This window comes from Pseudooceanicola marinus (assembly GCF_020177265.1).
Lineage (GTDB): Bacteria > Pseudomonadota > Alphaproteobacteria > Rhodobacterales > Rhodobacteraceae > Pseudooceanicola > Pseudooceanicola marinus_A.
In genome coordinates this window covers 1-22,861 of record NZ_JAIVMC010000010.1, presented here as the reverse complement: position 1 = coordinate 22,861, position 22,861 = coordinate 1, and the positions used below count along the sequence as shown (strand labels likewise).

Below are 22,861 nucleotides of genomic sequence, written 5' to 3'. Positions count from 1 at the left end.
TTCCCCGGGCCGGGGCAACTCCCGGCCCGACAACTTCTTCCCCAAGGTTCCACATGACGGCAGCACAGCCCCTCCCCACGCTTGAAATCACCGCGCTGGAAAAGCGCTTTGGCGAGACGCAGGTGCTGCGCTCGATCGACCTGAAGGTCCAAAACGGCGAGCTGGTCTTCGTCATCGGCCCGTCGGGGTCGGGCAAATCCACCATGCTGCGCTGCTGCAACCGCCTGGAGGAGCCGACCTCTGGCGCGATCCATGTCAGCGGCAAGCCCATGCTGGGCATCCCCCGCAAGGAGCTGGACCGGATGCGCCTGCAGGTCGGCATGGTGTTCCAGGGCTTCTTTCTCTACCCGCACCTCACGGCGCTGAAGAACGTGACGCTGGCGCAGCGCAAGGCGCTGAAGCGCCCCCGCGCCGAGGCCGAGGCCCGCGCGCTGGAGATGCTCGACAAGGTGGGGCTGAAGCACAAGGCCGACGCCATGCCCAGCGAGCTGTCGGGCGGCCAGCAACAGCGGGTGGCCATCGCCCGCGCCCTGGCTCTGGATCCCAAGGTGATGCTGTTCGATGAACCCACCTCCGCGCTGGACCCGGAACTGGTCGGATCGGTCCTGAAGGTGATGCGCGACCTGCGCGAGGGCGGCATGACGATGATCGTGGTCAGCCACGAGATGCAGTTCGCCCGCGAAGCCGCCGATCGCGTCGTCTTCATGGACGGCGGCGTGATCGTCGAGGAAGGCCCGCCCGAAGAGATCTTCGGCAACCCGAAGTCCGACCGGCTGAAGGCCTTCCTGTCGCGCGTCTCGGGCGAGGCCGCCTGATGGATTTCCTCGACGCCTTCCTCAACCCCGAGATCATCGCGCGCTACCTGCCGGCGCTGATCCGGGCCGTCTGGGTGACGCTCTGGATCTCGGTCCTGGTGGTGATCTCGGGCCTGGCGCTTGGCGCCCTTCTGGCGGGTCTGCGGGCCTATCAGAAACGCTGGCTCAGCTGGCCCATCGTTCTGTTTGCCGACCTGATGCGCGCCCTGCCGCCGCTGGTCCTGATGCTGGTGCTGTTCTTCGGCCTGCCCTCGGTCGGGATCATCCTGGCCGACTGGTTCGTCCTCTACCTGATCCTGACGCTGGTGCTGGCGGCCTTCGTCGAGGAGATCTTCTGGGCCACCATGACCTCGCTGCCGCGCGGCCAGTGGGAGGCGGGGGCGGCCACGGGCCTGTCCTTCCTGCAGGTGCTGCTGCACGTGATCTTTCCGCAGGCGCTGCGGATGAACATCCCGCCGCTGGTCAACCGCTCTCTGACGATCTCCAAGATGACGGCCTATGGCTCGGTCATCGGGGTGAAGGAAATCGTCTCGGTGGCGGGATCGGCCCAGGCCTTCTCCGGCTCGGCCACGCCGCTGACCATGGCCGCGCTGGCCTACCTGATCATCTTCTATCCGGCGATGCTGCTTTCGCGCTACATCGAGAACCGGTTCCACTACGAGCATTGAGGGACCGGCATGGACACCATCATCGACGCCTTCTTCAACATCGACATCATGCGCCAGGCCACGCCCCTGCTGCTGAAAGGGGCCTGGGTGACGCTGCAACTCTGTGCGGTGGTCATCCTGCTGGGGCTCTGCGGCGGCCTGGCGCTGGCGCTGCTGGCTTCGTCCCGGTCGGCCCTGCTGCGGCTGCCGGCCTTCGTCTTCATCGACATCTTCCGCGCCATTCCGCCGCTGATCCTGCTGATCCTGATCTATGCCGGTCTGCCCTTCGTCGGCGTCCGCGTGCCGCCCTTCGTGGCGGTCTGCATCGCCTTCCTGCTGAACAACTCGGCCTATTTCGCCGAGATCTTCCGCTCCGGCATCAAGGCCATTCCGCGAGGTCAAATGGAGGCGGCGCGCGCCACCGGGCTCAGCCCCTCCCAGGCCCAGGCTTGGGTGATCCTGCCCCAGGCCATCCGCAACGTGCTGCCCGACCTGCTGTCCAACGTGGTGGAGATCGTCAAGCTGACCTCGATCGCCTCGGTCGTGTCGCTGTCCGAGCTTCTCTACAGCGCCAACATGGCCCGTGCGGTGACCTACAATTCCTCGCCCCTGGTGATGGCCGCCGGCCTCTACCTCCTCCTCCTGTGGCCGCTCGTTCGCGTCATCTCGCGCTTCCAGCGCGGCCTTTCGATCAGCCATTGACCTAGTAGAAGAGAGCGTAACGATGACACGCATGATCCTGGCCGCAGCACAGATGGGCGGCATCCAAAAGGACGAGAGCCGCGAGGCGGTGGTGGCGCGGATGCTGGCGCTGATGGAAAAGGCCCACGCCGCGGGCGCGGGGTTCATCGCCTACCCCGAAATGTGCCTGACCACTTTCTTCCCGCGCTTCTACGTCGAGGACCGCGCCGAGTTCGACCACTGGTTCGAGACCGAAATGCCTGGCCCCGCCACCCAGCCGCTGTTCGACGCCGCGAAGGCCTATGGTATGGGCATGACCTTCGGCTATTGCGAACTGACGCCCGAGGGGCAGCATTTCAACACCGCGATCATCGTCTCTCCGCAGGGCGAGATCGTGCTGAAATACCGCAAGACCCACCTGCCCGGCCATGCCGAATACGAGCCCGAGCGCAGCCACCAGCACCTGGAGAAGCGCTATTTCCTGCCCGGCAATACCGGCTTCAACGTGGTGCGCAGCCAAGGCGCGATCATGGGTCTGGCGATCTGCAATGACCGCCGCTGGCCGGAAAGCTGGCGTGAGCTGGGCCTGCAGGGGGTCGAACTGGTCTGCATCGGCTACAACACCCCCAGCCAGAACAACCTGTCGAAGGACGAGGGGCTGGAGAAGCGGCTCTACCACCACGAACTGTCGGTCTGCGCCGGGGCCTACCAGAACTCCACCTATGCCATGGCCGTGGCCAAGTGCGGCATGGAGGATGGCAATCACATGATCGGCGGCACGATCATCGTCGACCCCGACGGCTTCGTCATCGCCCGGGCCGAGACGGAAGGCGACGAGGTGATCACCGCCGAGGCCGACTTCGCCAAATGCGCCTTCGGCAAGTCCACCGTGTTCAACTTTGCAGCCCACCGCCGGATCGAGCACTATGGCCGCATCGCCACCCAGACGGGCGTCAAGCTGCCGGAGTGACCCAATGACATTCGATTGCGTAATCCACGGCGGCCAGATCGCCACGACCGAAGGTGTCAGCACCGGCGACATCGGCATCAAGGACGGCAAGATCGCCGCCATGGCGGAGACCATCCCGGGTGGCGACCGGCGCATCGACGCGGGCGGGCGCATCGTGATGCCCGGCGGGATCGAGACCCACGCCCATATCGCGCAGGAAAGCTCCTCGGGCGTGATGACGGCGGACGACTACCTGTCCGGCTCGATCTCGGCGGCCTTTGGCGGCAATTCGTCCTTCATCCCCTTCGCGGCACAGCAGCGCGGCGAGAACGTGGATGATGTGCTGGCCACCTACGACGCGCGCGGCGCGCGGTCCGTCATCGACTATTCCTACCACCTGATCATTTCCGACCCGCGCCCCGAGGTGCTGGCGGATCAGCTGCCCCGCGCCTTCGGGCGCGGCATCACCAGCTTCAAGGTCTTCATGACCTATGACCTGATGAACATCGGCGATGGCGGGATGCTCGATATCCTGACCGTGGCGCGACAGCACGGCGCCATCACCATGGTCCATGCCGAGAACAACGACATGGTCAAATGGATGAACCGCCAGCTGGCCGACCGGGGCCTGACAGCGCCGAAGTACCATGCCATCTCGCGCCCCGAGCTGGCCGAGCAGGAGGCGATCAACCGCGCCGTGCAGCTGGCAAAGCTCGCCGATGCGGCGCTCTTCGTCGTCCATGTCTCGACCGAGGGCGGGGCCGAGATCATCCGGCGCGAGCAGTTCAACGGCGCCAAGCTCTTTGCCGAGACCTGCCCGCAGTACCTGTCGCTGACCCGCGACGATCTGGACCGGCCCGGCATGGAGGGGGCGAAATACATCTGTTCCCCGCCCCTGCGCGACACCGCCACGCAGGAGGCGCTGTGGCATCACATCCGCATGGGCACCTTCGTCGGCGTGCATTCCGACCACGCCCCCTATCGCGCGGATGAGACCGGCAAGTTCCTCAACGGGTCCGACGTGCCTTACCCAAAGATCGCCAATGGCATGCCCGGCATCGCCCTGCGCCTGCCCTGGCTCTTCTCCGAAGGGGTCGTGGCGGGGCGCATCACGCTGGAACAGTTCGTGGCGCTGTCGTCCACCAACACCGCCAAGGTCTTCGGCTGCACCAGCAAGGGGCGTCTGGCGCCCGGCATAGATGCCGACATCGCCATCTGGGACCCCGAGGCGCGCTACACCGTCACGCTGGAGGACCAGCACGACAACATGGATTACACGCCGCTTGAGGGGCGCGAGCTGACCGGCCGCCCCGAGACGGTGCTGACCCGGGGCGAGGTGATCGTCGACAAGGGCGCGCTGAAGGCCAGCGAGGGCCAGGGCCGGTTCTTCGGCCGCGCCCCCGTCGATCTGCGCGCCCGGCCCGGTGCGCCGGTGAAGGAATTCGACCCGGCGCAAAACTTCGGCACGGACCTGCGCGTATGACCGACATCCTGCTGATCAATCCCAATTCCTCGGCCACCGTGACCCGCGGCATGGACCAGACGGCCCGCGCCATGCTGCCGCCGGGCCTGTCGCTCACTTCTCTCGACCTGCCCGAAAGCCCCGCGACCATCGCCAGCGACGAAGATGTCGCCCGCGCCGGGCTGGGGGTGCTGGAGCTGGCCCGCGCCACGCCCGCGCGTGCGGTGATCACCGGCTGTTTCTCCGACCCCGGTCTGGACCTCTTGCGCGCCATGCCGGACGGCCCCGTCGCCATCGGCTGCCAGGAGGCGGCGCTGCTGTCGGCCCTGGCCCGCGCCGACCGTTTCGGCGTGATCGCCCTGGGTCCCGCCTCGATCCCGCGCCACATGCGCAAGATGCGCATGATGGGGATCGAGGGACGTCTGGCCGGAGAGCTGCACCTGTCGGGCTGTTCGGCCGAGGCGCCGATGCGCGACCCCGAGGCCTATGCCCTGATCCGCACCCGCGCCGAGGAGCTGGGCGCCATGGGCGCCGGCGCCATCGTGCTGGGCTGCGCCGGCATGGCCCTGATCCGCGCCCGGCTGGAAGCGGAAACCGGCCTCGCCGTGATCGACCCGGTTTCCGCCGCCGTCGCCCAGGCCGTTGCGGCGTTGCAGGGCGATCCGGGTTTCGCCTTCGACACGGCCAGCGCATGACCAAGGGCCCCGAGAACCTGCCCGAGACCTCCATGCGCCTGCTGGAGATCTTCGCCGCCATGATGGGTCAGCGCACCACGGTGGCCACGGCGGAGAGCCTCGGGATCTCGCAACCCGCCGTCTCGGCCGGGCTGCGCCAGCTGGAGGCGCAACTGGGGCTGACCCTGTTCGAGCGCACCGGCCGCCACCTGGAGCCGACGCTGGAGGCCCGCAACCTCTACGAGGAGATCCGGCCGCTGTTCGGGATCGTGCGCAGTTTTGCCATGCGCGCCCGCGACCTGCGCAACGGGCGCGTTGGGCGGCTTCGGGTGATCGCCACCCCGCCGCCGGGCTACTCGGTGATCCCCCGGGCCATGCGCGGTTTTCTGGACACCCGCCCCGATGTCACCGTCAGCTTCGACGTGCGCCGGTTGGACAATGTGTTGCACGCGGTCCAGACCGGCCAGGCGGACGTCGGCATCGGCCTCGCCTCCGCCCGCATTCCCAACGTGAACACCGAGGAGCTGAGGTTGGGCCAGATGGTCGCCCTGCTGCCCCGCGATCACCCCCTGGCCCGCCATGAGACGATCGAGGTCGCCGCCCTGACCGGCGAGCGTTTCATCGGCATCGACCAGGAAAGCTATCTTGGCCGGATGGTCGCACAGGCCTTCGAGGAGGCCCATGTCACCTATCACCCGCAGCTGGAAACCCGGTATTGCCAGACCGCCGCCTCGCTGGCGGCCAGCGGCATGGGGGTCTGCATCGTCGACCCCTGGTCGGCCCAGCCCTACCTGGAGGGGCCGGCCAGCTTCGGGGGTCTGGTGGCCCGGCCCCTGGCCCAGCCCTGCCCTGTGCGCTGCATGATGTTCACCCGGCGCGGGGTGCCCCATTCGGGCCTGTTGCAGGTCTTCATGGAGGAGATGCGCCGCGCCACCGCCGCGCTGGACATTCCGGGCCTTGCCGCCACGCGCGCCGGCGCTGCCACGGAGGGGCGCTGAGGTGAGCCGTTCCATCGCCATCACCGGCGGCGCCGGTTTCGTGGGCCTGGCCCTGGCCGAGGCGCTGCGGCAGCAGGGCGACCGCGTGACCCTGCTGGACCTCGCCCCGCCCGATCCGCAGCTCTTTGCCCGGCCCGAACTGGCGGGCACGCGCTACCTGCCCTGCGATATCCTGGACGAGGCCCTTCTGCGGCACAGCCTGGCCGAAAGCGGTGCCGAGCTGATCGTCCATGCTGCCGCCATCACCCCCAATGGGGAGACCAGCCAAGCCCGAGCCCTGACCATCGCCGAGGTCAACGTCACCGGAGCGCTGCGCCTGCTGGCCGCAGCACAGGCCACGGGGATCCGCGACGTTGTCCTGCTGTCCTCGATCTCGGTCTACGGCGCCCTTGGCGGCGGCGCGGTCGAACTGCGCGAGGACGCGCCCGCGACCCCCGACACGCTTTATGGCGAGACCAAGCTGGCGGCGGAAATGCTCTGTGCCCGGATCGCGCCGACGCTGGGGCTGCGCCTGGCCACCCTGCGCCTCGGCCCGCTCTTCGGTCCCTGGGAAAGCCTGCGAGAGGCCCGCCCCGACCTGTCACCGCATGCGCAACTGCGGCAGCTGTCCGCGCGCGGCACGCCGGTGCGCCTGGCGCATGAAATGCGCGGCGACTGGATCTATTCCCGCGACGCCGCCGCGATGATCGCCGCCGTGACCACCCGGATGGACACCGCGGCGGGCGGGTGTTTCAACATTGCCGGCGGCGCGCCCTTCGCCCTGACCGACTGGGCTCGCGCCATGGGCCTGCCCGCCCCGACCCTCACCCCCGACACCCCCGACATCGCCCCCCGCGCCGATCCGCGCCGCGGCCCGATGTCCACCGCCGCCATCGCCGCGCTGACCGGCATCGACGGCGGACGTTCGATGACCGAGGCCGTGGCCGACGAGATGGCCTGGCTGGCAAGCTGGCAGGAGACCCGCGCATGACCACACCGCCCCCCGGCCCTCTGAGCGGCCAAAGCGCGCTTATCACCGGCGCCTCCTCCGGCATCGGCCGCGCCATCGCCCTGCGCCTGGCCCGGGCCGGTGCGACGGTCTGGGCCACCGATGTCACCGAAGAGGTCGTGGAAGGTGGCCCGCCGGTGGCCGAGCCCCTGGCCGAGATCTCTCCCGCCTCGCGCTTCGCGCTGCTGGACGTGCGCGACCATGCCGCCTGCGCCGCGCTGTGCCGGCAGATCGCGGACGCGCATGGCCGCCTCGACCTGGTGGTGCCCTCGGCCATGACGCCCGGGCGCGGCAGCCTGGCGCAAACCACGCCTGAGGACTGGCAGCGGGTCATGGCGGTGAATGTCGACGGGGTCTACAACGTGCTGTCCGGCGGCCTGGCACAGATGCTGGCGCAAGAGCCCGTCGAAGAGGTGCGCGGACGCATCGTCATCATCGGCTCGCAGCACGGCATGGTCGCTTCACCCGGCGGGTTTTCCTACGGGGTGTCGAAGGCCGCGGTCCTGCAAATGATGCGCCAGATCGCCGTCGAACACGCGCACGAGGGGATCATCTGCAACGCGGTGTCCCCCGGCAAGATCCTCACCGGCAAGAGCGGACCTGCCGCCGCCCCGGAGATGATCGCCTATTCCGAGGCGCGCACCCCGCTGCCACGCCTGGGCACCCCTGGCGATGTTGCCCAGGCCGTCCTGTTCCTGGCCGATCCGGCGACCACCTTCGTGACCGGGCACAACCTTCTGGTCGATGGGGGCTGGATGGCCGGTTGACCCAAGCCATCTGAACCAGCTCCGTCGCTCCCGCGCCTAGGCGCTCCGTGCCTCGGCCCCATCTGGCTCTGGCTGCGCGGCGATTGCGGCAAGGCCCTGGGTGACGACTTCGATGCCCCGGTCAACGATGGCCTCCGCCCAGTCCGGCTCCGCCGGGCAATAGGCGTCACGCATCTTCGCCTTGACCATCCCGGCCTGGGGGTTGGCGAGCCCTCCGTTCAGATGCAGCCAACCGTCGAAGCGCACCGCATCCCTCACCACGTCAGGGGCGCGTGTCCCGAACTCCAGCCCGATCGGCGTCCACTGCAGGTCAGGCCCGGCGCGCCTATACCCATCGAGGATCGACGCCTTGCTTCCCGCATAGCCGGTCTTCGGGTCCTTCGTATGGGCGACCTGGCCGTACCAGGCCGAGGCCCGCCGCCCCTCTTCGCTGTCCGGCGCCGCCCCGGACAGGCATTCGCCGAAGCCGAAGGGCCCGAGCCCGGTGTGCACGTCGATCAGCCCGGCGATCCGGGCCCCTGTCAGATGGTCCTGCACGATCCGTGCCACGGTCCGGGCGCTCCAGGACGGGCGGAGCCCACCGTAGTAGAGCCCCTCGGGATGGGCATACTGCCCCAGCTTGATGGCCTGTTTCAGCGCCTCGTCGCCCCGGTGGGCACGGAAGGCTTCCAGCCCTGCATCGGACCGGGCCAGCGCCTCGGCATCCGGTCCATCGGGGATCAGCACGTCAGCGATCTCGTCATAGCCCTCGTTCTCCAGGGTCCCGGGATTGTCCCAGTCAATGAAGTGACGGTTGAGGTCGATATTGTCCTCGTTGAAGCGGCGCTCATGGGCGAAGCCCCAGGGATTGATCGCATGGACAAGAAGCAGGGCCAGCTCGCCATCGGGATCCAGGCAGATCTGTTTCAACGCTTCGACCTGGACGGCGGAGCCTGCATAGCCCTCCACCCCATGAAGCGACGACTCCAGAATCAGCACCTTTTTGCAGCCAGCCGGCCCCAGGCGCGCAACATCCGTGGCCAGCGGCTCCCCCGAAGGGCCATGTAGTGGATGTGCGTAGGAAGTTAGCGACGCGCCCGCATGGTTCGCGGCGGAAAGGAACCTTTCCCTGGCGTCATTATAATCGTCGGCAATTCGCCTTGACATGGCAGCGACCTCTCTAGGACCATTATTGTATGCAAAATGCAATTGAGCCGATCCGTCAAGGTTGGTCGTCACAACAGGGAACTCTCATGCTTCATTTGAACCTCAAGACCGGCGCCCTGGCGGCACTGCTTTGCAGCAGCGTTCTGGCAGGCCCGGCCCTTGCAGATCTGGCGTCCGATCAGCTGGACGTCGCCATGTCTCGCGAAACCGACTTCATCGACCCGATCCACACCTCCAGCGCGGATTCGCATCTGTTCGGCACACTGATCTTCGACACCCTGATGTACGCCGACCGGGAAACGGGCGAGATGCTGCCGTCGCTGGCGACGGACTGGACCTGGGTGGATGACACGACGGTGGAATTCACCCTGCGCGAGGGCGTGACCTACCAGAACGGCGAACCCTTCAACGCCGATGACGTCGTCTATACCTTCGGCCTGCTGATGGACATGAGCAACGGGTTCCGCCAGCAGGAGCAGGACTTCGGCAACATCACCGAGGTCGAGAAACTGGGCGACTACAGCGTGCGGATTACCTTGGGCGAACCCGAGCCCGTCTTCGCGAACCTGCTGGCCTCGCGCATCGTGATCTGGCCGGACCAGTACACCGCCGAGCACGGCCACCTGATCCACGCGACCGAGCCCGTCGGCACCGGCCCCTATGCGCTGGTCAGCATGACCCGCGGCTCCGACTACATGCTGGAGGCGAACCCCGACTACTTCGCCGGTGCCCGCCCCGCACCGAGCATCGGCAATATCCGCGTCCGCGTGATCCCGGAAACCCAAACCCAGATCGCGGAAATCGCCTCCGGCGGCATCGACTTCGCGATGAACCTGAACGACAGCGACCTTCTGGCGTTGCAAGGGATGCCGGGGATCGACGTCACCTATGGTCAGACCACGCGGTCCTACTTCCTATCGATGGAGACACAGCAGGAAGAGGGCAACCCGATGGGCAATGCCGATGTCCGCCGTGCCATCAGCCATGCGATCAACAAGCCCGACATCGTGCATGGCCTGATCAGCCCCGAAGCGGCCGTGCTTCAGACCAACTGCAACCCGACGCAGAACTATTGCCTGACGGACATCGAACCGACCTATGCCTACGAACTGGAAAAGGCCCGGGAGCTGATGGAAAGCGCCGGCTACGCCGACGGTTTCGAGGTCGATCTGATTGCCGAGTCCGGGCTGCGGTCGATCGCCGAGGCCCTTCAGGGCGAGCTGGCCAAGATCAACATCCGGCTGGACCTCGACCTCAAACCCCTGCCCGCCTGGCGCACCGAGTACATCCAGCACGAAAGCGAAATGAGCATTGTCGGCTGGGGCAACGGCGTGTCGGCGCTGGACGTCTCGAACTCTCTTGGCATCTTCTTCAACGGCTCGTCAACCGACTACGCCTATGACCCCGAGATCGCCGCCTGGACCGCCGAGGCCATGCACACCATGGATCCGGCCAAACGCGAGGAGCTGTATCGCAACGCGCTGACCCGGATCAACGAAGAGGCCTACGTGGTGCCCCTCTACGGTCCGGTCGCGGCCTATGTCACCTCTGACGACGTGATGTTCGAGGCGCCGTTCATCGACTTCCCGGATCTCTCCCTCGTCAGCTGGAAGGGCTGATCCGGACCATGCTCTCCTTTGCAAGGGATCGTATCCTTCTTTCAGTCTGCGTTCTGCTGACGGCCACCTTCGTGGGGTTCCTGCTGTTGCAGGCCTCGGGCGATCTGGCGGCGTCGCTGGCGGGGGAAAACGCCTCCGCCGACGACATCGCGCAGTTGCGCCAGCAACTGGGGCTCGATCAACCGCTCCTGCTGCGCTACTGGCACTGGCTGATCGGCGCCTTGCAGGGAGACCTGGGCACCTCCTACTTCACCCGCGAACCGGTCACCGGCCTCTTCGCGGAACGGCTCGGCGCCACGCTGACCCTCGCCATCGCGGCCCTCGTGATCTCGGTGGTAGTCAGCCTGCCGCTTGGTGTCTTCGCGGCGCTGAAGCCCAATTCCTGGGTCGACGGGCTGCTGAGCCTGCTGGCCCTCTCGGGTCAGGCCGTGCCCAGCTTCTGGCTCGGCCTGATCTTCATCAGCTTCTTCGGCGTCACCCTGCGCTGGCTGCCGATTTCCGGCTCCGACACGGCAATGCATTTCGTTCTGCCCAGCGTCGTGCTCGCGGTCAGCGCCATTCCGGCGCTGGCCCGCCTCGTGCGCTCCGGGATGATCGAGGTGCTGTCGCAGGACTATATCCGCACCGCCCGATCCAAGGGCCTGCCCCGGCACCGGGTGCTGATGCGGCATGCCCTGCGCAATGCGCTCCTGCCGGTGATCTCTCTCACCGCGGTGCAACTGGGCGCGCTCCTGGGCGGGTCGGTGATCGTCGAGGCGGTCTTCGCCATCGACGGGATCGGCCAACTGACCTTCCGTTCGATCCAGCGCGGAGACTTCCCCGTGGTGCAGGCGATGCTGGTCTTCGTGGCCCTCAGCTACACCGTGCTGACGCTGGTCGCCGACCTGATGAACGCCTGGATAGATCCGCGCCTGCGGAGCCGGAAATGACCTGGAAAACACAATGACCGACACCTCCCCGGACAGGCTGCCCGCCGCGACGGAGCCCACGCCCCGCCGTCTGCGCCTGCGACGCGCCCTGCGGCATCAGGGCGTGGTGCTGGGCGGCGGCCTGATAATCCTCGCCGTTCTGATCGCCCTCTTCGCGCCCTTGCTGGCCCCCGCCGATCCGATCGCCCAGAACCTTACCGGCCGTCTCCTGCCCCCCGTCTGGCTGGACGGCGGATCCACCGAGCACCTGCTGGGCACCGACCATCTCGGGCGCGACTACCTGTCCCGCCTGATCTACGGCACGCGTGTCTCCTTGATCGTGGGCCTGTCGGTGATGGCGCTGTCCGGTGTCATCGGCACCACCCTGGGCTTCATCGCGGGCTATTTCGGTGGCCGGGTGGACATGGTCGTGATGTACATCATCACCACCCGCCTGACGATGCCCAGCCTGCTGATCGCCCTCGCCCTGATCGCCATCATCGGCGGATCTCTGACCACGATGATCCTGGTGATGGGCCTGCTGTTCTGGGACCGCTACGCCGTCGTGGTCCGCACGGCCACCGCCCAGATCGTGCAAGGCGACTTCGTCTCCGCGGCTCGAGTCGCCGGCGCCTCGGCCCCCTGGATCATCTGGAACGAGATCCGCCCCAACGTGATGCATCACGTGCTGGTCATCGCCACGCTGGAAATGGCCATGGCCGTGCTGTCCGAAGCCAGCCTCTCCTTCCTCGGCCTGGGCGTACCCGCGCCGACCCCCTCCTGGGGGCTGATGATCGCCGAGGGCCGCACCTTCCTCTTCGCGAAACCCTACCTGGTCTGGATCCCCGGCATCGCCATCTTCCTGATGGTGCTGGCGATCAACATGCTCGGCGACGGGCTGCGCGATATCTCTCAACCGGACGGACGCCGATGACCGCGCTGCTTTCCCTTTCCGGCCTGACGGTCGACATTCCCGTCGCCGCAGGCACGCTCCACGCCCTGCGCGGCGTCACCCTCGACGTGCGCGAGGGCGAAGTCTTCGCCATCGTCGGCGAGTCCGGCTGCGGCAAGTCCCTGACCGCGGCCGCCATCCTCGGTCTGCTGCCCGACAGCGCGACCCTCAGGGCCGAACGGATGACCTGGGACAGCCAGGACATGACCCGCATGTCCCGGCGTCAGCGCATGGCGATGTCCGGCCCGCAGATCTCTGCCATCTTCCAGGACCCGCTGACCGCCCTGAACCCGATCCTGTCGGTGGGCGAGCAGATGACAGAAGGCTTCCTGGCACATCGCCTGGGGTCCCGGTCGCAGGCCCGCGCGCGCGCCGCCGAACTGCTCGAAGCCGTGGGCGTCACCCCCGCCGAGCGCCGCATGGCACAATTCCCGCACGAGCTTTCGGGCGGGCTGCGCCAGAGGGTGATGATCGCCATGTCGCTCATGTGCCACCCCCGTCTCGTCGTGGCGGACGAACCCACCACGGCGCTGGACGTTACCACCCAAGTCGAAATCCTGCGCCTGCTTCAGGATCGCCAGAAGGAGGCCGGCCTTTCCCTGGTCCTGATCACCCATGACCTGGGCGTCGTCGCCCATATCGCCGACCGCGTCGCGGTGATGTATGCGGGCGAAGTGGTCGAACAAGGCAGCGTCGCGCAGGTGGTCGGCTCCCCGGCTCATCCCTACACCCGGGCGCTGCTCGACTGCCTGCCCGACCTGGGACAGCCCGAGCGCAAGCTGACACCGATCCCCGGCGTCGTCCCCGCGCTGACGGGCGATCTCACCGGCTGCGCCTTCCGCAATCGCTGTCCGCACGCCCACGCCGCCTGCGCCGGGGGGATCCCCTGGCACCGGGCCGATACCGGCCAGGGCTATCGCTGCGTCCTGGCCCCCACATCGGAGGAGGCCGCATGAGCGATCCGGTCGTGCTCTCCGCAAGCGAGGTCTCCGTCAGCTTCCGCCAGCGCCAGGGCCTGTTCCGCCCGCCGCAGATGATCCCGGCCGTTCGCGATGTCTCGTTCGAGGTCGCCCAGGGAGAGGTCTTCGGCATCGTCGGCGAAAGTGGCTCGGGCAAGTCGACCATGGCCAAGATGATCCTGCGCCTGCTGCGACCAGATGCCGGCCGCCTGACCCTCGCCGGGCAGCCGATGGCCACCATCGCACCCTACAGGTTCGCCCGTCTCGTCCAGCCGGTCTTCCAGGATCCCTATTCCTCCCTGAACCCGCGCCGCAGCCTGCGCGAGATCATCGAGATGCCCGCTGCCGTCGCGGGCGACCTAGCACCCGCCGAGCGCCAGGACCGTGCGAGAGAGCTTTTCACCCGCGTTGGCCTGCCGATGCGCCTGTTCGAGGCCTACCCGAACCAGATTTCCGGTGGCCAGCGCCAGCGCGTCGCCATCGCGCGCGCGCTGATGACACGGCCCCGTGTGCTGATCTGCGACGAGCCGACCTCGGCGCTGGATGTCTCCGTGCAGGCCCAGATCCTCGACCTGTTCGAGGAGCTGCGCGCCCAATTCGCCCTGACCTATGTGTTTATCAGCCACAACCTGGCCGTCGTCGAACGCATCGCCGACCGCGTCGGCGTCATGTATCGCGGCCAGATGGTGGAACAGGGCCCGGCGCAACAGATCTTCGGCGCGCCCTCCCATCCCTATACCCGGATGCTGCTGGCAAGCGCCCTGCCCCCGCAGCCCGGCCGCCCGCTGCCGGTGATCAACAGAGACTTCGACAGCGCCCCGGCGCAGCCATAACCCTCTTTCAGGACCCGCCATGCTCCCCCTCCTCGACATCCTGCGCGCCCATGGCGAGCTTTCCACCGTCTCCCGCAGCGTCCAGCCGAAACACCAGCTGGCCGCCGTCACCCGTGCATCCCAGAAGGCCAGCGAGAAGGCGGTTCTGTTCCACGACGTGGCGGGGACCGACATGCCGGTCATCACCAATGTCTTCGGCAGCCACGACCGCCTGCGCCGGATGATCGCCACCGCCGCCGAGCAGACCTTTTGCGAACGCTGGAACGCGTTGACCGAGGAGGCGGGCGCGGCCCGGGCCGAGGATTGCCTGGTGCCCTTCGAGGGCGACGACGACTTCGTCTCGGGCAAGCTGTCGGATCTGCCGGCTATCACCTACCACGCCCGCGACGGCGGCCCCTATTTCACCTCCGCTATCTACCTGGCCAAGGATCCCGAAACCGGGGTGCCGAACCTCAGCTTCCACCGCAGCCAGATCATCGCCGATGACGAGCTGCGGGTGCGCCTCGGCGGCCCGCACGACCTGACCCGCTATCAGAAGATCGCCGAGGAGAAGGGCGAGGCACTGGAAGCGGCGCTGCTGCTGTCCGGCCCGCCGGAGATCTTCCTCGGCGCCTGCGCCTCGCTGCCCTATGAGGCGTCGGAGCTGAACATGGCCGCCAAGATCCGCGGCGAGGCGATCGCCATGCGCCGCTGCAAGACCATCGACCTGGAGGTGCCCGCCTCGGTCGACATCGTGGTCGAGGGCCGCTTCCTGCCCAACGTCAAACGCCCCGAGGGGCCCTTTGGCGAGTTCATGGGCAATTACGTCGAGGTGGGCGACAACCACGTCTTCGAGGTGACCCATGTCAGCTATCGCCGCGACGCGGTCTTCCACTCGCTGCTCTGCGGCTCGCCCGAAGATCTGCGCCCGCTGGAGGCGGTCACGGCGGCCCGGGTCTACAAGCATGTGGCGGGCACCGTGCGGGGGGTCCTCGACGTGTCCTGCCGACCCAACGTCATGATCTCGATCATCAAGATCCGGAAGATGTACGAGGGCCACGCCCAGCACGTCTTCCTGGCCGCGCTGGCCTCGCATCTGGATTACAACAAGGTGGTGATCGTGGTGGATGAGGACGTCGACATCCAGGACATGGACGACGTGATGTGGGCCTATATGACCCGCGGCCGCGCCGATACCCGCGCAATGATCCTCAACGACATTCCGGGCTTCTATCGGGATGAGAAGAAGGACCACTGGGGCCGGCTCTGCATCGACGCCACCATGCCCTGGGGTCGCGAGGCCGAGTTCGCCCGCAAGACCGTGCCCGGCGAGGACGACATCGACCTCAAGGCCTGGTTGGATTGACCTACGGTAGGTCATGGCGTTTGGCGCTGCCCCTGCCTAGAGTGACTGCCCAACAAGGGCTGGCCAACACATGGGCCAGCCAAGACGGGCCAAGGGAGACTGACAGGGATGGCGGGGAAATTCGACGGGTTCGGCCCACTTCAGACCTCCCCGCTGCGCGACCAGGTCTACACTGCGCTCCGGCAGCGGATCAGCAACGGGCTCTTTCCTGATACCGGCGTGGTTGAACAGGAACTGTCGGAAACCCTTCAGGTGTCCAGAACCCCCGTCCGGGAGGCCCTGTTCCAGCTTTGCCGCGAGGGTGTTCTGGTCAAGCGCGGACGAGGATACCACCTGCCGCCCCTCTCGCCCGAAGAGCGCTCCCAGATCAGCGAGGTCCGCGAGGTGCTCGACCCCCTGATGGTGCGCCTGGCGCTCAAGCGGAGCGGCGCGACAATTCTGGAGCGCCTTCGCCCCGCCTACATCGCCGAACAGGCCGCTCATCGTGCAGGGGACACGCGCGCCTTCGTCCAGGCCCACGCCGAGTTTCGCGCCGCGCTGCGCGACGGCGCCCGAAATGATCGGCTGGCCCAGATCATCGAGCTGCTGGATGATCAGATCATCCGGCAGCGCATGATCACCCACGCCATCCCCGAAAACCGCGACCACACCCTGCGGACGCACGCGAGGATCATCGCCGCGGCCGAAACCGGTGAACCGGAACATGGCGCGGAGGCGATGGAAGAGCTGATGCGCTTCGCGCAAGTCTACCTCAACTCCTGCTAAGTCACATCTGGCTCGCCGGACAAAGAGGTCGATAGGTCAACGGGGGAAGGGCCCTGGCATATCCTTCCGCAACGCGCCCGGAACAGCGCCCAGGCTTTCGCTCCGGCACTGCAGACCGGCGTCGCAACGGCGAAGTCAGTCCCGAGCGGCGCGACCTTCCTGTCCGACAGAGCCCACAGGGAGAAACCGATCCAGCGTCTGCCACCGGAAGGATCAACCAAGAGGCCGAGAGGTGGCGGCCCTTTGCATGGTACGCCCGCCGGCGCGTCCGTTCGCCAGCGGGCGTCGGGGCAAGACGCTCAGGCAAAGCGACGCCGAGACTGGAACAAGAACGGACCAGGAATGTGGCGCAAACTGAGTGGCAGAACCACTTGCGCAGGGCGACCGAGTCGTCTAAACGCCTGAAACACACCACGGATGGCGAGTTGGCGGAGTGGTGACGCAGCGGATTGCAAATCCGTGTACACCGGTTCGATTCCGGTACTCGCCTCCATTTTCTTCTAGATCAATGACTTAGCTTCAGGCTTTTCGAGTGTGACACAACGGTGGAACACAAGAGCCATGAAGTTGTCGTCATATCTGGCCCCGTCCCGACATGGGATCTTCTACTTCCGGTGGCCCCTCCCCCAACCTCAGAATGCACCGCGCGCCACGCTACGGCTGTCCCTCGGCACCCGCTGTCCGAAGCACGCTAGCGATTTGGCAAGGTATCTCGCGTCTCATGGCCGGGTGCTGGCAAGCGATCCGAGAATGGCGAGACTTCGAAAAGACAAGATCCGACAGTTGGTCAGGGAGCACTTCACGGCCTCCCTTACCGAGTACAAGGAGCGTCTGAACGACACAGGGCTGAGTGCGCGGCACTTGCAGGCTTACAAAGATGAGATCGAAGTACTGGACCCCGAGACCGGTTGTCCTGACATGTCCGACGACTATCTCGACGGCCCGACCTTGACCCGTTTCAAGGCTTTTGCCGGTCTGAGCGACGGCGACTGGGCAGAAAACGAACGTCCTCTTCTTGACGAAGTGAGAAAAGGTCGCCTTGGGATGCTGAGAGAGCTTCTGAAGGCAGTAGAGCGCCGAGAGAGTTACTCCTTTGGGCAGGCTGGCACTCAGCCCCCTCAGATGCCGAAGGCCCCTGAGGAGCCCTCACAGACGCTCACCGGCACCCTAGCGGATTACCTTGCCGAGCACAGCAGGCAGTGGGCTCCCAAGACGGTTTCCCAGAACCGGGCCTACTTGGATATTCTCGTGGAATATTTCGGCAGTGAGAAGCCCTTGGGGAGCATCACCAAGCAAGATGCAGCCGAAGTCAAGAAGGTGCTGCAAGCTCTGCCTGCGAGCCGGAACACCAAACCGGAACTCAAGAACCTTCCTCTCCGCGAGGTGATCAAGGCTCCTAACTTCAAGCGGATTTCACCCAAGACAATCAACAGCCATATCCAGATCTATCAGGCCTTCTTTGACTGGGCCGTCCGCCACGGCCACTGCACAGAGAAGCTGTTTCAAGGCATGAAGGTCGCCAAAGCCAAACACCCTGAGACAGAGCGCAAAGCGTTCTCCGAAGCGCAAGTCCGCTCGATCTTCGCCGCGCTTACAGAGGATCGCTCTAAGCTGGTCCGCAAACCCAGTCACAAATGGGGCATACTCCTTGGGCTATACACGGGCGCTCGTCTGAATGAGATCTGCCAACTTCAAGTCTCAGATGTACAGCGAGAGGGCGAGATTCCGTATCTGCTGATCACAGATGAAGGTGATGACAGCAAGAGGCTGAAGACTGACGCAGCCAACCGGAAAGTCCCTCTTCACCCGGACCTGATACGGCTAGGATTTCTTGATTTTGTTGCGGAGCGCCAATCTGGCAAGCGACTGTTCTCAGACTTCAGCTACAGCAAGAACGGCGGCTACGGGAGAAACCTTGGACGTTGGAGCAACGAGACTTTTCTACCCAAGCTCGGCATCAAGGAACCTGGGCTTGTCTTTCATAGCTTTCGCCACACAGTCGCGACGAACCTTAATCAGGCAGATGTGCCGGAGCCGATCATCAAAAGCATCCTAGGCCATGCACAAGAAGGGGTGACCCAAGAGGTGTACATGAAGAGCGGCTATACCTTGAGCCAGCTACGCGATGCCATCCAGAAGCTATACCAAAAGGACGAGACGTTCGGAACGCAACAACCTTAGAATGCTCAATCCAGGGCACTCGAGCACCGCCTATCAAAGCTTAGCTCAACTAGGTGACCGGACGCGCGCTTTGCGCAGGAAGCAGGTATCGCGAAGCGGTGACCGGTGGCAGCTCTGGAAGTCGCTACCGGCCCAATCCGGCCATTCACCGGGTTGATCGCCGCTGCAGCGCAGCTTCCCCAATCCGGCCATCGGTGGCATCTTCAGCATGATCTCGAAGGCCAAGGTTGGAAGGGCGTCGGTGGCAGACATCGGCAGCTGAGCGTTTACCAGACGCAAAATGAACGTTTCTGGATGTTTCGGTCCATCCCCAAACCCAATCTCGTCTCCCCACGCTAGACTGCCCAAGCGCAACCAGTCAAAAAGGCATGGGGCTACGCCCTGGATCATTTCTGAAGAAAGTTCGATCTCCAAGAGGTTTAAGTGCCGATATCTGTAGAACATATCGTGGATGCTCTCTCGAGTCTCGGAGGCGAGGCCCACCTCGATAAGATAGTAGAAAGAGTGGCATTGATAGCCCCTCCACCTCTCCCACGCGATCCGGGAGCAAGCATTCGGGCTCGAATTCAGGAAAGATGCGCTGAGGCCAAAAGCTATAAGGGAGGCGAAAACCTTTTCGAAAGCAAATTTGGAGTTAATGCACGCAGAGGCGTTTGGAAACTGCGTTTGGACCAGCTCTCACCTTCGAATCCCGACAACATTCAAGATGGAAGCGACGCATTCATCTCGGCGCCGGAGGGCAAGGCTGCCTTAAGAATCCACTTAAGGCGAGAGCGCTCCAAGAAACTCATTGACGCTTTTAAGGCCACGCTAAACGACCCTTGCTGCGAAGCATGTGGAATGCGTTTCTCCGACGTTTATGGTGATCTTGGCGCTGGCTACATCGAGGCGCATCACAAGATTCCAGTGTCCAGTCTAGACGAGGCATCTTGCACGCATATATCTGATTTGGCGGCTCTATGCGCCAACTGCCATCGTATAATTCATAAGAACGGTTTGATGCCCGTCGAAGATCTGGCTCGTTTTCTGAGCCGAAGGCGCGCCGGTAAAGACTGATCACTACGGCTACGTTCCTCACAGGGCACGAGGCTCATCACGGCAGGCGACGAAAACGGCAAGGAGCAGATAGCGGACGTGTCACCCACCGGCCGCGTTTCCTGTGTAGCTCGATACCGGCCCAGAGCCGACCTTCCCGTTCTTACGCGGATGCCGCGTTGCGGCCCGACATAGCGGACATGTGAAGGTCCTCGGATCTGGTGCCAACCCTGCCTTGCACAAGCCGCAAGAAAGCGCAATATACGGTAACACTGAGGGGGGCAGATGCCATGGATGGGGTAGTAGGATCAATTTCGGAGTTGTTCCGGACTTACTTCTTTGACGTAACCTCGCTCTTAATCGCATCAGCCGCGCTCATCTATGCGGCCCTCGCCCTTCGTGTCTCAAGAAAAGCCCAGGCCAGTACGCTAAAGTCGGAGGTGGCCACGTTGAAGATGAAGGCTCAAGAGAAACGTATGCGTGCAGAACGTAGCTTTGTGACGCTGCAATCAGCCTGCCAAGAGATGCGCCGCCAGTGGAGCGTTCATCACAATCGCCATTACCCCATTCTGGGAAATCAAGACTTTCGCAGGAAGGATACGCTGCATATCGCACACGTGGAGACTGAAGGACGCGCGTTGCTCAGAGGGCTTGAACTGAACATGTCGGAAATGGGGGCGTCGAGCATGGCGGCGCTCGATGAGTACATTCAGCGTGCCGATGAAACGACCTTGCAAATTGAGCAACTGGCTCTTCGACTGTCACCTCCCAAACCCATATCTGCGTGATACGGCCCAGAGCCGACCTTCAGCCATAGTTAAGAATGCCGCAGCGCAGCTCGCCAAAGCTGCCGTTCGCCGCTCTCGCAAAAACCAACGGGGTCGCAAGTTTTGTAGCGCGGACTGAAACGCCGTTTCGCTGCGATTGTGTCAATGTCGGCATTGATAAGGCCGTTCACAAACGGTGGATTTTTCGCTTCACCTTGGGGAAGACGGTAAGAACCCGCATGTGCATATGCTGATGACCATGCGGCGGCTTTGCGAGGACGGGCTTGCTGCCAAGCGCATCCAAGGCGTGGACAAGCGGGGCTTCGTTACCACGGCCCGCGCCCGCCGGGAAAAGATCGCGAATTTCTTCCTCTTTGCCTTTGGCGGCTCGACCGACGGCCGCGTAGACCGGCGCTCCTATGCCGAGCGGGGGATTCGGAAGAAACCCGACCGACATGTCCCCCCGGATAGGGTGGAACGAGCACAAAAGCGCCACGAGCGCGAGCTGCGGGAGATTGAGACCCGGTACAACCAAAGGCGAGACGAACGCCCCCGCCGGGAATGGGATCTTCCGGAGGACCAGAAAGACCCATGGGAAAGAGATGATAGGTGAAGTTTGACGGTCTGGGTGTTGATCATATCAGCGCAGAGTAATAACGTTTCGCAGGGCGCTGAGCGGTTATGAGAGTGGGCCAAGAATGGATTGGAAAGAAAAGATTTCAGGGTGCTTTGGTCACGAACTGGCAGGCTTCGCGGCTCATCCGTTGGATGAACAACGCGCGTTCGGTCTTCTGACCGAGCTGCGGAAGGCAAGTATCGGCTGGCAAGAGGTGGCCGATGAATTCGAGAACTATCTGATGTCGAAAACCGGTAATGCGCAATTCAGCGCGGAACAGATGAAGAAGGTTCAGGAGCACTTCAAACCGTGGCTTCTTGATTAGGGGAACTGTCGCGCATCATCTCGCAAGTGCAGAAAGACTCTGCTGGCGATCCGGCTCAAAGCCGACCTTCGCGTCAAGCGCAGCGGATGACCGGTCGCAGCCCTGAGCTGCCCTTGGCCTCGAGTTGCCTGTGCGGCGAAGCGGACGAAGTGAACTTTCGCTGCGACTGGTCCAATGGCGGCTTTCGGACAGTAAGGCAAAACGTACGGATTTTGGCGAAACGGTGCTATTGATTTTCGGGAGCTGTTATCGATTCAAGCGGATCTTCGGCGCTTAGAAGATCTAGAGGTTTTGCAAGCTCGGCGCGCATCCTCTCATACTCTTCTGGATCGTGTTGACGAAGCCATTCCATCATAAAGTCGGCTTGCATAGCTGCTGCAATCTCGGCGGCTGCCTGGTACAATAACTCGCTTTCGAATCCAATCTCATCACGCAAAAGTCGATCGGCAACTTCGGGAGTTATCGGGGGTGGGGAGGTGGGCGACATAAGCACGTCTACTGCCCATTGCCGGAGAGGCTCCGGACCAACATAGTCATTTCTCCGAGGTTTTTCGATTATTCCAACCGCGATCTCCAACATGGCAGCAGTTGTGTTGCGTCTAGTGCGTTCAGTGTTCCAGTGGAATACAGAAGCTCCCACCACAATCGGGATGAGAATTGCGCCGATAACCTTCCCGCAAATTTCTGCTTTGTCCCAAATGTCTTTGTTATCAATCATGCTTGCCCACTTCTACTACATTTCAAAAGCCTAGGTCTTGTGCAGCATCGCTTCAAACAAAAATCAAGCACTTGTCCTTCTAGGCGCATCAGCTTGGACAAAAAGCCTCTGATACAACCTACGTGACAAAAATAGTCGTTTTTGTCACAGACTTCTGGCTTGCTAAAATCGATGGAAAACCTTGTGACACAAACCCTTGACGATACTCAGTTTGATTTTGTCACCTCTTGAGATTCGGGCGTTCAAGCGTATTACAGCATCAGATAAAGTGGGCTCGGAGGGGCCGATCGCTGCACCCCGCCTGAACGGCAGCTTTCCGGTTCCGAGACAAGCTGAGCAAAGTCCGCTACCTGCGCGTTGCCGCCGTTCATGCATGACGCAGCGAACGACCGCTTCCCCCCCCGCTATGTAGGTCACGCCGGGTCCGACGGCGTGATCCTGGCGGAATGTCCGCTTCTACGTCCTGGTAAGGGTGTGTTCGCACACGCAGAGAAGGTCCGTTTCCCGCCCATGATTTCGGTACGTGGGTGAGTGGCTTCGATCTGCGGCTTGTGCGCCTGTTGAGAAAAGCTGCGTGCAGTGCTCCGGGACACTAGGGTCAGGACCCATTGTTTTCCGCAGGTTGGCGTGATTCACGGCTCGAAAAACGAGCGGTGACATGTCTGATCTTTTCTGGCTGACCGACGCGCAGATGGCGCGTCTTGAGCCCTA

Annotated in this window: 24 protein-coding genes and 1 tRNA gene; 22 read left to right on the top strand and 3 right to left on the bottom strand. The window is 64.1% G+C overall.

Annotated features, from left to right (window positions below; genetic code table 11):
• The first annotated feature begins 53 nt into the window (after positions 1-53).
• From LC066_RS17285 to LC066_RS17245, 9 genes are read left to right on the top strand one after another with little or no spacing between them, the layout of a single operon-like run.
• A complete protein-coding gene (locus LC066_RS17285; RefSeq protein WP_224901614.1) occupies positions 54-815 on the top strand; it encodes an amino acid ABC transporter ATP-binding protein in 762 nt (253 codons plus the stop codon).
• Complete coding sequence (locus LC066_RS17280; protein WP_224901611.1) at positions 815-1,483, top strand: amino acid ABC transporter permease; 669 nt, start codon at positions 815-817, stop codon at positions 1,481-1,483. Before LC066_RS17285 ends, LC066_RS17280 begins: the two co-directional genes overlap by 1 nt.
• Before the next feature lie 9 nt (positions 1,484-1,492).
• Positions 1,493-2,164, top strand: coding sequence for an amino acid ABC transporter permease (locus LC066_RS17275; protein ID WP_224901608.1), 672 nt, complete (start codon positions 1,493-1,495; stop codon positions 2,162-2,164).
• Positions 2,165-2,186: 22 nt separating this feature from the next.
• A complete protein-coding gene (locus tag LC066_RS17270) occupies positions 2,187-3,113 on the top strand; it encodes an N-carbamoyl-D-amino-acid hydrolase (protein WP_222479589.1) in 927 nt (308 codons plus the stop codon).
• A 4-nt stretch (positions 3,114-3,117) separates the two neighbouring features.
• Positions 3,118-4,575: a dihydropyrimidinase gene (gene hydA, locus LC066_RS17265; RefSeq protein WP_224901605.1), complete on the top strand. Its 1,458-nt coding sequence runs from the start codon at positions 3,118-3,120 to the stop codon at positions 4,573-4,575.
• Positions 4,572-5,249: an aspartate/glutamate racemase family protein gene (locus tag LC066_RS17260; RefSeq protein ID WP_224901602.1), complete on the top strand. Its 678-nt coding sequence runs from the start codon at positions 4,572-4,574 to the stop codon at positions 5,247-5,249. The genes hydA and LC066_RS17260 overlap by 4 nt, the downstream gene beginning before the upstream one ends.
• Entirely contained in the window at positions 5,246-6,226 is a 981-nt protein-coding gene (locus LC066_RS17255; protein ID WP_224901599.1) for a LysR family transcriptional regulator, read from the top strand. The genes LC066_RS17260 and LC066_RS17255 overlap by 4 nt, the downstream gene beginning before the upstream one ends.
• 1 nt (position 6,227) lies before the next feature.
• Positions 6,228-7,196, top strand: a complete 969-nt coding sequence (locus LC066_RS17250; RefSeq protein WP_224901596.1) for an NAD-dependent epimerase/dehydratase family protein — start codon at positions 6,228-6,230, stop codon at positions 7,194-7,196.
• A complete protein-coding gene (locus tag LC066_RS17245; RefSeq protein ID WP_224901594.1) occupies positions 7,193-7,981 on the top strand; it encodes an SDR family NAD(P)-dependent oxidoreductase in 789 nt (262 codons plus the stop codon). Before LC066_RS17250 ends, LC066_RS17245 begins: the two co-directional genes overlap by 4 nt.
• Before the next feature lie 36 nt (positions 7,982-8,017).
• Here LC066_RS17245 and LC066_RS17240 read toward each other — a convergent pair whose 3' ends face one another.
• Positions 8,018-9,127, bottom strand: coding sequence for a DUF2817 domain-containing protein (locus LC066_RS17240; protein WP_224901591.1), 1,110 nt, complete (start codon positions 9,125-9,127; stop codon positions 8,018-8,020).
• An 86-nt stretch (positions 9,128-9,213) separates the two neighbouring features.
• Here LC066_RS17240 and LC066_RS17235 point away from each other — a divergent pair, with 86 nt between their 5' ends.
• From LC066_RS17235 to LC066_RS17195, 9 genes are all read left to right on the top strand, one after another.
• Complete coding sequence (locus tag LC066_RS17235) at positions 9,214-10,746, top strand: ABC transporter substrate-binding protein (protein WP_224901588.1); 1,533 nt, start codon at positions 9,214-9,216, stop codon at positions 10,744-10,746.
• A gap of 8 nt (positions 10,747-10,754) precedes the next feature.
• Positions 10,755-11,675 (top strand): ABC transporter permease, encoded by a 921-nt coding sequence (locus LC066_RS17230; RefSeq protein ID WP_224901585.1) that lies wholly within the window; start codon positions 10,755-10,757, stop codon positions 11,673-11,675.
• Positions 11,676-11,688: 13 nt separating this feature from the next.
• The gene (locus tag LC066_RS17225) at positions 11,689-12,588 is read left to right on the top strand and encodes an ABC transporter permease (RefSeq protein WP_224901582.1); all 900 of its coding nucleotides are present in this window, start codon (positions 11,689-11,691) and stop codon (positions 12,586-12,588) included.
• Positions 12,585-13,562, top strand: a complete 978-nt coding sequence (locus LC066_RS17220) for an ABC transporter ATP-binding protein (RefSeq protein WP_224901578.1) — start codon at positions 12,585-12,587, stop codon at positions 13,560-13,562. Before LC066_RS17225 ends, LC066_RS17220 begins: the two co-directional genes overlap by 4 nt.
• Complete coding sequence (locus LC066_RS17215) at positions 13,559-14,398, top strand: ATP-binding cassette domain-containing protein (protein ID WP_224901575.1); 840 nt, start codon at positions 13,559-13,561, stop codon at positions 14,396-14,398. The genes LC066_RS17220 and LC066_RS17215 overlap by 4 nt, the downstream gene beginning before the upstream one ends.
• Before the next feature lie 19 nt (positions 14,399-14,417).
• Complete coding sequence (locus LC066_RS17210) at positions 14,418-15,743, top strand: UbiD family decarboxylase (protein ID WP_224901572.1); 1,326 nt, start codon at positions 14,418-14,420, stop codon at positions 15,741-15,743.
• A gap of 108 nt (positions 15,744-15,851) precedes the next feature.
• A complete protein-coding gene (locus tag LC066_RS17205) occupies positions 15,852-16,508 on the top strand; it encodes a GntR family transcriptional regulator (RefSeq protein ID WP_224901569.1) in 657 nt (218 codons plus the stop codon).
• A 419-nt stretch (positions 16,509-16,927) separates the two neighbouring features.
• Positions 16,928-17,001 (top strand) — tRNA-Cys (locus LC066_RS17200).
• Between the two features lie 425 nt (positions 17,002-17,426).
• Complete coding sequence (locus LC066_RS17195) at positions 17,427-18,689, top strand: site-specific integrase (RefSeq protein ID WP_224901560.1); 1,263 nt, start codon at positions 17,427-17,429, stop codon at positions 18,687-18,689.
• A 45-nt stretch (positions 18,690-18,734) separates the two neighbouring features.
• Here the strand turns inward: LC066_RS17195 and LC066_RS17190 are convergent, their stop codons facing one another.
• Complete coding sequence (locus LC066_RS17190; RefSeq protein ID WP_224901558.1) at positions 18,735-19,103, bottom strand: hypothetical protein; 369 nt, start codon at positions 19,101-19,103, stop codon at positions 18,735-18,737.
• A gap of 9 nt (positions 19,104-19,112) precedes the next feature.
• On the opposite strand from LC066_RS17190, the gene LC066_RS21580 reads away from it, so the two are divergent.
• The 4 genes from LC066_RS21580 (at position 19,113) to LC066_RS17170 (ending at position 21,432) form a co-directional block, all read left to right on the top strand.
• Positions 19,113-19,745 carry an HNH endonuclease gene (locus LC066_RS21580; RefSeq protein WP_412103256.1) on the top strand — a complete coding sequence of 211 codons (633 nt, stop codon included), beginning with the start codon at positions 19,113-19,115 and terminating at the stop codon, positions 19,743-19,745.
• Positions 19,746-20,164: 419 nt separating this feature from the next.
• Positions 20,165-20,512: a hypothetical protein gene (locus LC066_RS17180; protein ID WP_224901553.1), complete on the top strand. Its 348-nt coding sequence runs from the start codon at positions 20,165-20,167 to the stop codon at positions 20,510-20,512.
• 226 nt (positions 20,513-20,738) lie between these two features.
• Positions 20,739-21,104 (top strand): hypothetical protein, encoded by a 366-nt coding sequence (locus LC066_RS17175; RefSeq protein ID WP_412103255.1) that lies wholly within the window; start codon positions 20,739-20,741, stop codon positions 21,102-21,104.
• Positions 21,105-21,189: 85 nt separating this feature from the next.
• Positions 21,190-21,432 carry a hypothetical protein gene (locus LC066_RS17170; protein ID WP_224901546.1) on the top strand — a complete coding sequence of 81 codons (243 nt, stop codon included), beginning with the start codon at positions 21,190-21,192 and terminating at the stop codon, positions 21,430-21,432.
• Positions 21,433-21,658: 226 nt separating this feature from the next.
• Here LC066_RS17170 and LC066_RS17165 read toward each other — a convergent pair whose 3' ends face one another.
• Positions 21,659-22,150 carry a hypothetical protein gene (locus tag LC066_RS17165; protein WP_224901543.1) on the bottom strand — a complete coding sequence of 164 codons (492 nt, stop codon included), beginning with the start codon at positions 22,148-22,150 and terminating at the stop codon, positions 21,659-21,661.
• Positions 22,151-22,861: the final 711 nt, after the last annotated feature.

Bases quoted from the DNA above. Each gene is read 5' to 3' on its own strand.
- LC066_RS17195 (WP_224901560.1), top strand. From the start codon at position 17,427: ATGTCCGACGACTATCTCGACGGCCCGACCTTGACCCGTTTCAAGGCT.
- LC066_RS17225 (WP_224901582.1), top strand. From the start codon at position 11,689: ATGACCGACACCTCCCCGGACAGGCTGCCCGCCGCGACGGAGCCCACG.
- LC066_RS17260 (WP_224901602.1), top strand. From the start codon at position 4,572: ATGACCGACATCCTGCTGATCAATCCCAATTCCTCGGCCACCGTGACC.
- hydA (WP_224901605.1), top strand. From the start codon at position 3,118: ATGACATTCGATTGCGTAATCCACGGCGGCCAGATCGCCACGACCGAA.
- LC066_RS17285 (WP_224901614.1), top strand. From the start codon at position 54: ATGACGGCAGCACAGCCCCTCCCCACGCTTGAAATCACCGCGCTGGAA.
- LC066_RS17175 (WP_412103255.1), top strand. From the start codon at position 20,739: ATGCTGATGACCATGCGGCGGCTTTGCGAGGACGGGCTTGCTGCCAAG.
- LC066_RS17170 (WP_224901546.1), top strand. From the start codon at position 21,190: ATGGATTGGAAAGAAAAGATTTCAGGGTGCTTTGGTCACGAACTGGCA.
- LC066_RS17165 (WP_224901543.1), bottom strand. From the start codon at position 22,150: ATGATTGATAACAAAGACATTTGGGACAAAGCAGAAATTTGCGGGAAG.
- LC066_RS17235 (WP_224901588.1), top strand. From the start codon at position 9,214: ATGCTTCATTTGAACCTCAAGACCGGCGCCCTGGCGGCACTGCTTTGC.
- LC066_RS17220 (WP_224901578.1), top strand. From the start codon at position 12,585: ATGACCGCGCTGCTTTCCCTTTCCGGCCTGACGGTCGACATTCCCGTC.
- LC066_RS17240 (WP_224901591.1), bottom strand. From the start codon at position 9,127: ATGTCAAGGCGAATTGCCGACGATTATAATGACGCCAGGGAAAGGTTC.
- LC066_RS17210 (WP_224901572.1), top strand. From the start codon at position 14,418: ATGCTCCCCCTCCTCGACATCCTGCGCGCCCATGGCGAGCTTTCCACC.
- LC066_RS17280 (WP_224901611.1), top strand. From the start codon at position 815: ATGGATTTCCTCGACGCCTTCCTCAACCCCGAGATCATCGCGCGCTAC.
- LC066_RS17275 (WP_224901608.1), top strand. From the start codon at position 1,493: ATGGACACCATCATCGACGCCTTCTTCAACATCGACATCATGCGCCAG.
- LC066_RS17205 (WP_224901569.1), top strand. From the start codon at position 15,852: ATGGCGGGGAAATTCGACGGGTTCGGCCCACTTCAGACCTCCCCGCTG.
- LC066_RS17215 (WP_224901575.1), top strand. From the start codon at position 13,559: ATGAGCGATCCGGTCGTGCTCTCCGCAAGCGAGGTCTCCGTCAGCTTC.
- LC066_RS17255 (WP_224901599.1), top strand. From the start codon at position 5,246: ATGACCAAGGGCCCCGAGAACCTGCCCGAGACCTCCATGCGCCTGCTG.
- LC066_RS17230 (WP_224901585.1), top strand. From the start codon at position 10,755: ATGCTCTCCTTTGCAAGGGATCGTATCCTTCTTTCAGTCTGCGTTCTG.
- LC066_RS17245 (WP_224901594.1), top strand. From the start codon at position 7,193: ATGACCACACCGCCCCCCGGCCCTCTGAGCGGCCAAAGCGCGCTTATC.
- LC066_RS17270 (WP_222479589.1), top strand. From the start codon at position 2,187: ATGACACGCATGATCCTGGCCGCAGCACAGATGGGCGGCATCCAAAAG.